This window comes from Gammaproteobacteria bacterium, from assembly GCA_016712635.1.
In the GTDB taxonomy this organism is placed as follows: Bacteria; Pseudomonadota; Gammaproteobacteria; order SZUA-140; family SZUA-140; genus JADJWH01.
On record JADJQS010000006.1, the window covers coordinates 213,546 to 225,695 of the forward strand.

Here is a 12,150-nt window from a genome sequence, read left to right on the forward strand (position 1 = left end):
GCGAACATGGCAGCAGGCAAAGGGAACACCGATCCTTTCACCGCCGCCATCTCGCGTCACATCTGGAACAGCAAGTACCGCCATCGCGAGGACGACGGCTACCGTGACGCCGACGTCGAGGCCACCTGGCGCCGCGTCGCGCGCGCCCTGGCGGCGGTCGAAACCTCCGATCGCGACGTCTGGGAAAACCGCTTCTACGACATCCTGCAGGGGTTCCGCTTCCTGCCCGGCGGCCGCATCCTGGCCGGCGCCGGCACCGGCCACCGCGTCACGCTGTTCAACTGCTTCGTCATGGGCACGGTCGCGGATTCCATGGACGGCATCTTCGACGGCCTCAAGGAGGGCGCGATCACCCTGCAGCAGGGCGGCGGCGTCGGCTACGACTTCTCCACCCTGCGCCCCGCCGGCACACCGGCGCGCAGCGTCGGCAGCGTCGCCTCCGGGCCGGTGTCCTTCATGCGCATCTGGGACAGCATGTGCGCGACCCTGCTGTCCACCGGCGCGCGCCGCGGCGCCATGATGGCGACACTGCGCTGCGACCATCCCGACATCGAGGCCTTCATCGACGCCAAGCGCGACGCGCATGCGCTGCGCCACTTCAACCTGTCGGTGCTGGTCAGCGACGCCTTCATGGAGGCATTGAAGCAGGATGCCGAGTGGGCGCTGGTATTCCCCGACCGTGATTTCGCCGACAGCACCGGCGCGACGGTGACACGCGTCTGGTCGGGCGACACGCGGCCGGTGCGCTGCCGTGTCATCCGCACCGTGCGCGCGCGCGAGCTGTGGGACCGCATCATGCGCGCCACCTACGATTACGCCGAGCCCGGCGTGCTGTTCATCGACCGCATCAACGAGCTCAACAACCTCCATTACCGCGAGCACATCAGCGCGACCAATCCCTGCGGCGAGATTCCATTGCCGCCGTATGGCGCCTGCGATCTCGGCTCGATCAACCTGACGCGCTTCGTGAAGAATCCCTTCGCGCCCGACGCCGCATTCGACTTCGACGGCGTCGATCAGGTCGCGCGCGTCGCGGTGCGCCTGCTCGACAACGTCATCGACGCCTCGCGCTTCCCGCTCGAGGCGCAGGCCGCACAGGCGCGCGGCTCGCGCCGCGTCGGGCTCGGCGTCACCGGGCTGGCCGATGCGCTGATCATGCTCGGCATCGCCTACGGCGGCACGGCCGCGCTCGCCTTCGCCGCGCGCGTGATGCGCACGGTCTGCCACGCCGCCTACCGCGCCTCGGTCGAGCTGGCGGGCGAGAAGGGCAGCTTCCCGTTCTTCCAGCGCGATGCCTTCCTCAGGTCGCCGTTCGTCGCCGCGCTGCCGGAGGACGTCCGCGCCGGCATCCGCGACCACGGCATCCGCAACAGCCACCTGACCGCGATCGCCCCGACCGGCACCATCAGCCTGCTCGCCAACAACGTCTCGAGCGGCATCGAGCCGGTGTTCGACTTCAGCTACCGGCGCCGCGTGCTCGAGCTCGACGGCAGCTACACCGAATACAGCCTGCGCGACTACGCCCATGAGCTGTGGTCCGGGCTGATGCCGCAGGCGAAGGCGCCGCCGGAGACCTTCGTCGATGCACGACAGCTCCCGCCGCGCGCGCACATCGACATGCAGGCCGCGATCCAGCCTTACATCGACAATGCGATCTCGAAGACGGTGAACATCCCGCAGGACTACGACTTCGCCGCCTTCAGCGAGATCTATCAGTACGCCTACGACAAGGGGCTCAAGGGCTGCACCACCTTCCGCCCCAACCCGGTCACCGGCGAGATCCTGAGCGCGGCGGGCGAGGGCTTCGACAAGGGATCGCATTGCTGCGACCTGGAGCGCGAGGCGGATTGAGGGCGGCATACGAAGAGTTAGCAGATATCCCCGCCTGGCATGCTGCGATCCGTTGCATTCGTCCTGCCCTGGGGTTGCGACATGTACCGCAGACTAAGCGGCTCATTACGCTGACGATTAGAGAAATAAACGGCCGGTGTGCCCATACCTGCTATACTGAAGCGTGTTCCCGCCCGCACGACACAGTCGCGATTTCCGCGCGTTGTTTGATCTCCTGAAGCTGTCACGGCGTGTCTATGGTCAGCCTGCAGCATTACGAAAGAGGATTCTGAAATGAGCAATATGACTGTCAACGAAGCATACGCCCAGTACGGCGCGAAGCTGGTCAACCGGCAGTGGGCGATGTCGTCCATCGCCGAAAACGGCGATCTGGTGGTGAGCTGCTGGAGCCATTATTTCAAGACGCCCGAGAAGGGCACCCTCCGCTACAGCGATACGTTCTCGCGCTGGAAGGCCAACGAAGCGGGCAGCACGCTGCTGAAAGAGCACCTGGCCGGCGCGCTCAAGGACAATACGCCGGTGCGCATCGTCTTCGCGACCACGGTAGAGACAGACCTCGTCGATGCGGGCCTCGATGTTGCGGCTGCCAGCAAGAAGTACCACGTGCGCAGGGATATCAAGGGCCGCCTGGTGTCATTCGACGGCGACAGCTTCGTGCTGGATTTCAAGAAGGAAGACGACTGGGCTAATATGCCGGCGGCAAAGCACGGAAAGGTGAAGGCAGGATAACGAAGCCGCGCTCCACCCGGCCGACCCGCACTATCCGGCGTTTTCAGTACGGGCCGGGCCTGCGAGGCCTGACGTATTATCTGCCCCCATCGCTGGACTTCATTTCATTCAACCCGGACTGCGCAGCGGAAGGGGATCGGCCCCGGTCATTTCTGTCCGGCCGTCTTCGGCACCGAATGGCAGCGCGCGCAGTTCAGGGTCGGCGGGAAGGCCACCTTGCCGTGGCAGACGCCGCAATACTTGCCCTGGAAGATGTCGTTCATCGCGATCTTGCTGGCGCCCTTCTGCTGCACGAAGATCGCCGGATGACAGTTGGAACAGTCCAGCCACAGGGTGTGCGACAGGTGCGGGAAACGGACGTTCGGCATCGCGCCGGTGTCCGTGAAGATGATGTCCAGGTCCAGCGTCTGTTTCTCTGACACGCCGTCGATGTCCGCGCGCGGCTCGATGTATCCCTGCTTGACCGCCTGCACCCAGTCGACGATCCCGGCGCTGTCGCGCGGGAAATCGGTGAGGGCCTCGGAGGGCGGCTGAAACACCGTCACGGCAGGGTTTTCCGGGTCGTGTATGCCGTCCTTCCCGACCGGGACGACCTCGCCCTCGGTCTGGAAATGCCGACCCCGTTCCTTCAGCACCGGCTCCAGTTGTTCCGCGGCGAGACTCATGCCGGCTGCGATGACGAGTGACGCTACTGCGATCAGCCTGTAGAACCTGTTCATTGAATCGAATCTCTGCGGACGTGTTTTGACGGGCGGCATTATACCCGAGGGATACCCGGGTTTACGCGCAAGACATTTGGGGTCAGAGTAAAAATATCCAAATGCTCATTTGAACTTCGCCTGTCTCTAGCCGGAATTTTTACTCTGACCCCAAATGTCCTGGCGAGACAGATGGGGACAGATTTATAAATCTGTCCCCGTACTCACATTCATTGCGGCACCGGTGTGTTCAGCAGCAGCGACGGATCCACGCGCACGCCGTTCAGGCTCACGCCCCAGTGCAGGTGCGGGCCGGTGGCGCGGCCGGTCTGGCCGACCTTGCCGAGCAGGTCGCCGCGTCTGACGGCCTGGCCTTCCTTCACGTCGATCGCGCTCAGGTGGCAGTAGAGTGTGATCAGCCCCTGGCCATGGTCGAGGAAGACGCTGTTGCCGTTGAAGAAGTAGTCGCCGGTGTCGGTCACCACGCCGTCGGCGGGGGCGTGCACCGGGGTGCCGGTCGGCGCCGCGAGATCGAGTCCGCTGTGAGGTTTACGCGGCAAGCCATTGAATATCCTCAGCAGTCCAAACGGGCTGCTCTGCACGCCCGGCACCGGCAGGTCGAAGGAGGGCAGGCCCAGCGGGCGGTCCTCCCAGCGGGCATAGACCGCGTTCATGCGCGCGGTCTCATTGTCGATGCGCCTGAGATCCTCCGCCAGCGGCTCGACCTTGCGCTGGTCGGTGATGGTGAGGCTCTGGGTCGCGTACTGCTTGGCCTGAACCGTGAAAGCTATCGTATTCGCCTTGTCGTCCGGGCTGCCGAGGTAGAGCCAGTGCTTGCCCACCGTGGTGTCGAGCGGCAGGCCGACGACCGCGATCCAGTCCGTACCGTCTTTGGCCACCAGCACGCGCCGGCCGGCGTAATAGGCGCGCGGCGCATCGCCGGTTGCGGCCGGCAGCGGGATAAAGGCGACGCCGCCGGGGACCGGCGTTGCGGAGGGGAGTTCGCGCGCTGAAGCAGCGGTGACGGCGAGCAGGCAGAGGAGCAGCAGTAGGAGATGGGGACAGATTTGAAAATCTGTCCCCTAGCAACTGTCCCGGGGACAGATTGTGAAATCTGTCCCCTCTTGAAGTGGTCGGGGACGGATTTGAAATCCGTCTGCGCCGGTAGGGGACAGATTTTCATGTAGGGGACAGATTTGAAATCTGTCCCCCTTTCCTAGCGCAATCTGTCCCCGCGTTAAGTTCGCTACTCATCCCGCGTCTCTTTCACATCGCAAACCAGATGCCCGCGCGCGAGCCGGGCCTCGACGGTATCGCCGACCTTGACGGCCGTCGCCTCGCGCACCACGCCGCCGTCGGGCAGGCGGCGCACGATGGCGTAGCCGCGGCCGAGCGTGGCGAGCGGGCTGACGGCGTCGAGCGCGCGGCCGAGCCCGTCGATGCGGTCGCGGTTGCGCTCGAGGCGGCGCTGCATGTGCTGGCGCAGGCGCTGTGCGAGCTGCGCGCTGCGCTCCTGCGCGCGTTCGATGCGGTGCAGCGGCACGTGGCGCATGAACCGCGCCAGGCCGTGTTCCATCTGCAGGCGCCGGCGCTGGAGACCGGCCCGTATGCCGCGCAGCAGGCGCTGTTCCAGTTCATCCAGCCGCTGCGCCTGCTGGCGCAGGCGCTGGCCGGGATGCTGCTGTTGCAGCCGGCGGACCAGCCAGTGCAGGCGTTCGCCGCGGCGCGCGAGGTCGCCGCGCGCGAGGCCGGTCAGGCGCTCGTCTAGCCGGTCGAGGCGGCGCAGCCAGTCGGCGCCGTCGGGGCTGACGTGTTCCGCCGCGCCGGAGGGTGTCGGCGCGCGCAGGTCGGCGGCGAAGTCGGCGATGGTGACGTCGACCTCGTGGCCGATGCCGGTGACGATCGGTATTTCACAGTCCGCTATTGCACGCGCAACGATCTCCTCGTTGAAGGCCCACAGATCCTCCAGCGAGCCGCCGCCGCGGCACAGGATCAGCACGTCGCACTCGGCGCGCGCCGAGGTGAGACGGATCATGCGCGCGATCTCGGGCGCGGCCGCCTTGCCCTGCACCGGCACCGGGTAGACCAGCACCGGGATCGCCGGGAAGCGCCGCCGCAGCACGGTCAGCACGTCGTGGATCGCCGCCCCGGTGGGCGAGGTGATCACGCCGATGCGGCGCGGCAGTTCCGGGACGGATTTCTTGCGCGCGGCGTCGAACAGGCCCTCGGCGAGCAGGCGCTGCTTGAGCTGCTCGAAGGCGCGGCGCAGAGCGCCGTCGCCGGCCTCTTCCAGGGATTCGACGATGAGCTGGTAGTCGCCGCGCGCCTCGTACAGGCTGACCCGGGCGCGCGCCAGCACCTGCATGCCGTCGGCGGGGCGGAAGCGGACGAGCTGGTTGCGGTTGCGGAACATGGCGCAGCGCACCTGCGCGGACGGGTCCTTGAGCGAGAAATAGAGGTGGCCGGAGGAGGGTCGGGCGAGGTTCGACAGCTCGCCTTCCACCCACAACAGGGGCAGGCCGGTCTCGAGCAGCTCGCGCGCCTCGCGGTTCAGGCGCGAGACCGAATAGACGTCGCGCCCCGGCGTCGAGGCCTCCAGCGGGTCGAATTCCTCATCCATAGCGCGCCATGATACCCCAGCCGGCGGGGAAAAAACGCTTCAGGCCTAAGGATTTGCCGCGGTTTACCCAGCCCCTCCGGATCCTTATAATAGACAGAATTTTTCTCCGACAGGCGGAATGCTATGAAGAATCTCGAGAATGCGCTGACTTTTGATGACGTCCTGCTCCTTCCCGACCACTCGACGGTGCTCCCGAAGGAAGTGAGCCTGCGCACCCGCCTGACGCGCACGATCACGCTCAACATCCCGCTGGTCTCCTCGGCCATGGATACCGTCACCGAGGCCCGGCTCGCCATCGCCCTGGCGCAGGAGGGCGGCATCGGCATCGTGCACAAGAACATGCCGGCCGACCAGCAGGCGCAGCAGGTGCGTATGGTGAAGAAGTTCGAGAGCGGCGTGATCAAGGACCCGATCTCGGTCTCGCCGGACACCAGCGTGCGCGACGTGCTGAAGATCACGCGCGAGAACCAGATCTCCGGTGTGCCGGTGGTGCAGGGCGAGGACCTGGTCGGTATCGTCACCCGGCGCGACCTGCGCTTCGAGAACAAGCTCGACCAGCCGGTCTCCAGCATCATGACGCCGAAGGAGCGCCTGGTGACCGTGAAGGAGGGCGCCGAGCGCGACGAGATCATCCGGCTGCTGCACAAGCACCGCATCGAGAAGATCCTGGTGGTGAACGACAAGTTCCACCTGCGCGGCATGATCACCGTGAAGGACATCCAGAAGGCGAAGGATTTCCCCAGCGCCTGCAAGGACGACCACGGCCGCCTGCGCGTGGGCGCCGCGGTCGGCACCGCCAATGACGACCGCGCCGAGGCGCTGGTCGCCGCCGGCGTCGACGTGATCGTGGTCGACACCGCGCACGGCCATTCGCAGAAGGTGCTCGACACCGTGCGCGCGCTCAAGAAGCGCTATCCCGACATGCAGGTCATCGGCGGCAACATCGGCACCGCCGAGGCGGCGCGGGCGCTGTACGAGGCGGGCGCCGACGCGGTAAAGGTCGGCATCGGTCCGGGTTCGATCTGCACCACCCGCATCGTGACCGGCGTCGGCGTGCCGCAGGTGAGCGCGATCGCCAACGTCGCCAACGCCCTGCGCGGCACCGACGTCCCGCTGATCGGCGACGGCGGCATCCGTTTTTCGGGCGACCTGGCCAAGGCCATCGCGGCGGGGGCGCACTGCGTCATGATCGGCAGCATGTTCGCCGGCACCGAGGAATCGCCCGGCGAGGTCGAGCTGTACCAGGGCCGCTCCTACAAGTCCTACCGCGGCATGGGTTCGCTCGGCGCCATGGCCGAGGCCTACGGCTCCTCCGACCGTTACTTCCAGGACGCCGAGTCGGCGGTGGAGAAGCTGGTGCCGGAAGGCATCGAGGGCCGCGTGCCGTACAAGGGCTCGGTGATCGCGATCATGCACCAGCTCATCGGCGGCCTGCGCGCCAGCATGGGCTACACCGGCTGCCACACCATCGACGACATGCGCAGCAAGCCGAAGTTCGTGCGCATCACCACCGCCGGCATGCGCGAGAGCCACGTCCACGACGTCAGCATCACGAAGGAGTCGCCGAATTACCGGATTGATTAATACACAGGACTGAGGACTGAGGACTGAGGACGGAGAGCACTAAGTCCGTCATTCCCGCGAATACCCTGAAGGGCACGCGAGCGGGAATCCAGCCCGTCCGAGTAGACTGAACCCTGGATCCCCGCCTTCGCGGGGATGACAACAAGAAATACGCAGGTTGGGCATGGTGCGGCGCGCCTTGCCCAACGAAACAGGACCACCACCGCAACTAAAGAATCGACCGCCTTGGCCACTGCATCCCATCCGAACATCCACGCCGACCGCATCCTGATCCTCGACTTCGGCTCGCAGTACACCCAGCTCATCGCCCGCCGCGTGCGCGAGGGCAAGGTCTACTGTGAACTGCACCCCTGGGACATGGACCCGGCGGCGATCCGTGCCTTCAATCCGAAGGGCATCATCCTGTCCGGCGGGCCGGACAGCGTGACCGCGGCGGACACCGGGCGCGCGCCGCAGATCGTGTTCGAGCTCGGCGTGCCGGTGCTCGGCATCTGCTATGGCATGCAGACCATGGCCACGCAGCTCGGCGGCAGGGTCGAGAGCGCGAAGCATCGCGAATTCGGTTTTGCCCAGGTGCGCGCGCGCGGCCATACGCAACTGCTGCGCGACATCGAGGACCACGCCACGCCCGAGGGCTACGGCATGCTCGACGTGTGGATGAGCCACGGCGACCATGTCATCGCGCTGCCGCCCGGCTTCAAGCTGATGGCGAGCACCGATAACGCGCCCATCGCCGCCATGGCCGACGAGGCGCGCCGCTTCTACGGCGTGCAGTTCCACCCCGAGGTCACGCACACGCGCCAGGGCCAGCGCATCCTCGAGCGCTTCATGCACGAGATCTGCGGCTGCGCCGGGCTGTGGACCTCCGGCAACATCATCGACGACCTGATCGCGCAGGTGCGCAAACAGGTCGGCTCCGACCACGTCATGCTCGGCCTGTCCGGCGGCGTCGATTCCTCCGTCGTCGCCGCGCTGCTGCACCGCGCCATCGGCGACCAGCTCACCTGCATCTTCGTCGACAACGGCCTGCTGCGCCTGAACGAGGGCGACCAGGTCATGGCCGTGTTCGCCCAGCACATGGGCGTGAAGGTGATCCGCGTCGACGCCGAGGCGCGTTTCATGGGCGCGCTCGCCGGCGTCAGTGATCCTGAACTGAAGCGCAAGGCCATCGGCAAGACCTTCATCCAGGTGTTCGAGGACGAGGCGGGCAAGATCAAGGACGCGAAGTGGCTCGCGCAGGGCACCATCTACCCCGACGTGATCGAATCCGCCGGCGCCAGGACCGGCAAGGCCGCGGTGATCAAGTCGCACCACAACGTCGGCGGCCTGCCCGAGGACATGAAGCTCGGCCTGGTCGAGCCGCTGCGCGAACTGTTCAAGGACGAGGTGCGCCGCATCGGCGTCGAGCTCGGCCTGCCGTCCGACATGGTCTACCGCCACCCCTTCCCCGGCCCCGGCCTCGGCGTGCGCATCCTGGGTATGGTGCACAAGGAATACGCCGACATCCTGCGCCAGGCGGACGCCATCTACATCGAGGAACTGCGCAAGAGCGGCTGGTACGACAAGGTCAGCCAGGCCTTCGCCGTCTTCCTCCCCGTCAAATCCGTAGGCGTCATGGGCGACGAGCGCCGCTACGACTACGTCATCGCGCTGCGCGCCGTCGAGACCATCGACTTCATGACCGCCCGCTGGGCGCACCTGCCGTACGAACTCCTCGAACACGTTTCCAACAGAATCATCAATGAAGTGCGCGGGATATCGCGCGTGACTTACGATATTTCGAGCAAGCCGCCGGCTACGATTGAGTGGGAGTAGATCGAGTGGCTACTAGAAGTACGCAGTTATGGAAGGATTGCTGATCTCAGATAGTCTTCCCTTTGAGGTCGGCGCCTTGTATAAGCGCCGTGAAGATATTCATGGGCGATTCGGCGGCCAGACCCAAGGTGGAATATCAACACCTGCAAATAGTCCGTTTGTTATATTATTTACCGGTGAAGCAGGAAAACAGCACGGGTACCATGATCGCTGGGACGACGAGAATGTTCTCCACTATTTCGGCGAGGGACAGAAAGGTGACATGAAGGACAAGGGTGGCAATCGTGCCATCCGCGAGCACCTAAAGAACGGCAAACGCCTTTTGCTATTTCAAATGATGGGTTCCCATCGTCCTGTTCGATTTTGGGGGGAATTCAGATTCAGAAGTGCATACCATAAGCCAGGAATTCCTGATACCAGCGGTGTGCCTCGTGTAGCCATCGTATTCAAGTTAGAGCCTATCGAGCAGGACTTCAGACCATTCCAGAATGCGATCGCAGATGAGGTGCCATCAGATTCTGTAATCGAGTTGGCGGCAACATCATCATCGCAAGTAGTATCCGTGAGATCAAAGCAGTCGCTGTTCCGAAGAAGGCTTCTAACAGTAGAAAAGCAATGCCGATTGACTGGAATTGCGGATCTTCGGTTCTTACGTGCAAGCCATATTAAGCCGTGGTCCAAATGTGCAACGGGTGGCGAACGAGTTGATGGAAACAACGGACTGTTACTGAGTCCTCATGCTGATTTCCTGTTCGATCGAGGGTGGATCTCATTTGAAGATGGCGGAGCGCTGCTACGGTCGAATCAACTTCCAGCAGGTGTGATCGATCGGATCGGCCTGAATCTGAAGGTGGGCCGCAATTGCGGATTGTTCGACGAAAAGCAGAAAGCTTACCTTGAGTATCATCGGAACGCTGTGTTCGACAAAGCATTGGGTCGTGCTTCGGATCCGCTGCTGGATCTCCTGTCGGCTATATCGCCGTAGGTACTGCACATTCCATTTGACTCGGGTAGGTGCCAGGATCGTTCGTGGTCTCGACTGTAATACTGACTATTCAGGAGCAATCAATGACCGACCGATACGAGCGACTGGTAGCACACATCAGTCATGAGATGGCGAACGACGACGAGGATCAGTCCCAGATGCTGGCAGATGTTTATCTATCAGCAGATGACGCGGGCAAGGACGTTTTGGATCGGGCGTTCATCTGTTTGTGCGGATGGCAGTTGCAGACACTAATGAAGCAGGTAGACAAGGGTGACTCATCCAACATGTGAGAATTGAGATTAACGCGGACAGACCGCGGATTTTAGTGCGATACGGCTTTGATGGTTTCCGCAGCGCGACAGGCAGCCAATCAGCATTCAGTAAGGCTTACAGCCAGCCCGCCCAGCGCCGTTTCCTTGTATTTATGTGACATCTCCATTCCGGTACGCTTCATCGCCTCGATGCAGTTGTCCAGCGGGATGAAGTGTTCGCCGCTGCCGCGCAGGGCGAGCGAGGCGGCCGTGTACGCCTTGATCGCGCCGAAGCCGTTGCGTTCGATGCACGGCACCTGGACCAGGCCCTTGACGGGGTCGCAGGTCATGCCGAGGTGATGTTCGAGCGCGATCTCGGCGGCGTTTTCCACCTGGCGGGGCGTGCCGCCGCGCACCGCGCACAGGCCGGCCGCGGCCATTGCCGCCGCGGCGCCGACCTCGCCCTGACAACCCACCTCGGCGCCCGAGATGGAGCTGCGGTGCTTGATCAACCCGCCGATCGCGCTCGCGGTCAGCAGAAAGTCCCGCATCTGTTCCTGCGTGCCCTGTTCATGAGTGATGAAATAATAGAGCACGGCCGGGATGACGCCGGCCGCGCCGTTGGTCGGCGCGGTTACCACCATATGGCCGGCGGCGTTCTCTTCGTTGACGGCCATGGCGTAGGCGCACAGCCAGTCGTTGATGGTCGCGCCGGCCGGATGGGCCTTGATGCCCTGATACAGGTTTCTGGCGCGCCGCGGGATGTCCAGCCCGCCCGGCAAGGTGCCTTCGGTCTGCAAGCCTCGTTCTATGCAGGTCTGCATGGCCTGCCAGATAGTGTCCATGCCTGTATCGAGGGCGGCAGCCGGCCGGTGTTCGAGTTCGTTGACCCGCTTCATCTGCGCCACGGACAGGCCGTCCTCCTGCGCCATTCGCAACATGGCGGCCGCCGAATCGAATGGATAGCGGCATGAGGCGGCCGATTCCATTTTGAGCGGGGCCTGCAACTGGCTGATCTCCGCCAGCGTATTGATGAAGCCTCCGCCGATGGAAAAATACGTCTCCGAATAGAATTCCGTGCCCTCGGATCCGATCAGCGCGAACACCATCCCGTTCGGGTGCTGGGGCAGGGGTTCGCCTTTGTCGAACACGATATGCGTGTCGGGGTCGAAGGCGATGGCGGGCTTTCCCCCGAGGCTGATACGGCCGCGCTCCCGGATCTGTGTCATCAGGCCGTCGATGTCGGCATCGACCAGATCGGCGGGCAGGTGGCCGTGCAGCCCGAGGGCGACGGCGCGGTCAGTGGAGTGTCCCTTGCCGGTGAAGGCCAGCGATCCCTTCAGCGTGCAGCGGATGCATGCGCCCTTCAGGCTGGCGTCAGCAAAGTATTTATCCCGCAGGTGTCCGATAAAGGCATGTGCGGCAATCATCGGGCCGAGCGTATGCGAACTCGACGGGCCGATACCTATCTTGAACAGATCCAGCACGCTTATGAACATGGCGGCTCCACGGTCATCCATTCGACGGCATTCCGAGGCCGGGTAACAGACAGTTGGCCCACGCCTTGTCAGGTCATATTGCCATCCTTTGGTGATAATCTAACGCCGTTCTGCC

At 64.1% G+C, this 12,150-nt stretch carries 10 protein-coding genes; 6 read left to right on the top strand and 4 right to left on the bottom strand.

All coding sequences use genetic code 11. The annotated features are described in order from the left end of the window. Positions 1–6 precede the first annotated feature (6 nt). Positions 7–1,851, top strand: coding sequence for an adenosylcobalamin-dependent ribonucleoside-diphosphate reductase (locus tag IPK65_07900; protein ID MBK8163056.1), 1,845 nt, complete (start codon positions 7–9; stop codon positions 1,849–1,851). A 273-nt stretch (positions 1,852–2,124) separates the two neighbouring features. Then, positions 2,125–2,580 (top strand): hypothetical protein, encoded by a 456-nt coding sequence (locus IPK65_07905; GenBank protein ID MBK8163057.1) that lies wholly within the window; start codon positions 2,125–2,127, stop codon positions 2,578–2,580. A gap of 146 nt (positions 2,581–2,726) precedes the next feature. Here the strand turns inward: IPK65_07905 and IPK65_07910 are convergent, their stop codons facing one another. The 3 genes from IPK65_07910 to IPK65_07920 all read right to left on the bottom strand — a co-directional run bounded on the left by IPK65_07910 (position 2,727) and on the right by IPK65_07920 (position 5,898). Further along, positions 2,727–3,299: a cytochrome c3 family protein gene (locus IPK65_07910; protein ID MBK8163058.1), complete on the bottom strand. Its 573-nt coding sequence runs from the start codon at positions 3,297–3,299 to the stop codon at positions 2,727–2,729. A gap of 209 nt (positions 3,300–3,508) precedes the next feature. Beyond that, on the bottom strand, positions 3,509–4,345 hold the full coding sequence (locus IPK65_07915; GenBank protein MBK8163059.1) for a peptidoglycan DD-metalloendopeptidase family protein: 837 nt from the start codon (positions 4,343–4,345) through the stop codon (positions 3,509–3,511). 179 nt (positions 4,346–4,524) lie between these two features. After that, the gene (locus tag IPK65_07920) at positions 4,525–5,898 is read right to left on the bottom strand and encodes an exodeoxyribonuclease VII large subunit (GenBank protein ID MBK8163060.1); all 1,374 of its coding nucleotides are present in this window, start codon (positions 5,896–5,898) and stop codon (positions 4,525–4,527) included. 123 nt (positions 5,899–6,021) lie between these two features. Here IPK65_07920 and guaB point away from each other — a divergent pair, with 123 nt between their 5' ends. The 4 genes from guaB (at position 6,022) to IPK65_07940 (ending at position 10,575) form a co-directional block, all read left to right on the top strand. Then, positions 6,022–7,482 (top strand): IMP dehydrogenase, encoded by a 1,461-nt coding sequence (guaB, locus tag IPK65_07925; protein ID MBK8163061.1) that lies wholly within the window; start codon positions 6,022–6,024, stop codon positions 7,480–7,482. A 135-nt stretch (positions 7,483–7,617) separates the two neighbouring features. Then, positions 7,618–9,297, top strand: a complete 1,680-nt coding sequence (gene guaA / locus IPK65_07930; protein ID MBK8163062.1) for a glutamine-hydrolyzing GMP synthase — start codon at positions 7,618–7,620, stop codon at positions 9,295–9,297. Positions 9,298–9,325: 28 nt separating this feature from the next. Next, positions 9,326–10,282 carry an HNH endonuclease gene (locus tag IPK65_07935; protein MBK8163063.1) on the top strand — a complete coding sequence of 319 codons (957 nt, stop codon included), beginning with the start codon at positions 9,326–9,328 and terminating at the stop codon, positions 10,280–10,282. A gap of 83 nt (positions 10,283–10,365) precedes the next feature. Continuing rightward, positions 10,366–10,575, top strand: a complete 210-nt coding sequence (locus tag IPK65_07940) for a hypothetical protein (GenBank protein MBK8163064.1) — start codon at positions 10,366–10,368, stop codon at positions 10,573–10,575. An 80-nt stretch (positions 10,576–10,655) separates the two neighbouring features. On the opposite strand, the gene IPK65_07945 is transcribed toward IPK65_07940, so the two are convergent. After that, entirely contained in the window at positions 10,656–12,035 is a 1,380-nt protein-coding gene (locus IPK65_07945; GenBank protein MBK8163065.1) for an L-serine ammonia-lyase, read from the bottom strand. Positions 12,036–12,150 lie beyond the last annotated feature (115 nt).

Coding starts and splice junctions, on each gene's coding strand:
- IPK65_07900 (MBK8163056.1), top strand. CDS start 7: ATGGCAGCAGGCAAAGGGAACACCGATCCTTTCACCGCCGCCATCTCG.
- IPK65_07905 (MBK8163057.1), top strand. CDS start 2,125: ATGAGCAATATGACTGTCAACGAAGCATACGCCCAGTACGGCGCGAAG.
- IPK65_07910 (MBK8163058.1), bottom strand. CDS start 3,299: ATGAACAGGTTCTACAGGCTGATCGCAGTAGCGTCACTCGTCATCGCA.
- IPK65_07920 (MBK8163060.1), bottom strand. CDS start 5,898: ATGGATGAGGAATTCGACCCGCTGGAGGCCTCGACGCCGGGGCGCGAC.
- guaB (MBK8163061.1), top strand. CDS start 6,022: ATGAAGAATCTCGAGAATGCGCTGACTTTTGATGACGTCCTGCTCCTT.
- guaA (MBK8163062.1), top strand. CDS start 7,618: ATGACAACAAGAAATACGCAGGTTGGGCATGGTGCGGCGCGCCTTGCC.
- IPK65_07935 (MBK8163063.1), top strand. CDS start 9,326: ATGGAAGGATTGCTGATCTCAGATAGTCTTCCCTTTGAGGTCGGCGCC.
- IPK65_07940 (MBK8163064.1), top strand. CDS start 10,366: ATGACCGACCGATACGAGCGACTGGTAGCACACATCAGTCATGAGATG.
- IPK65_07945 (MBK8163065.1), bottom strand. CDS start 12,035: ATGTTCATAAGCGTGCTGGATCTGTTCAAGATAGGTATCGGCCCGTCG.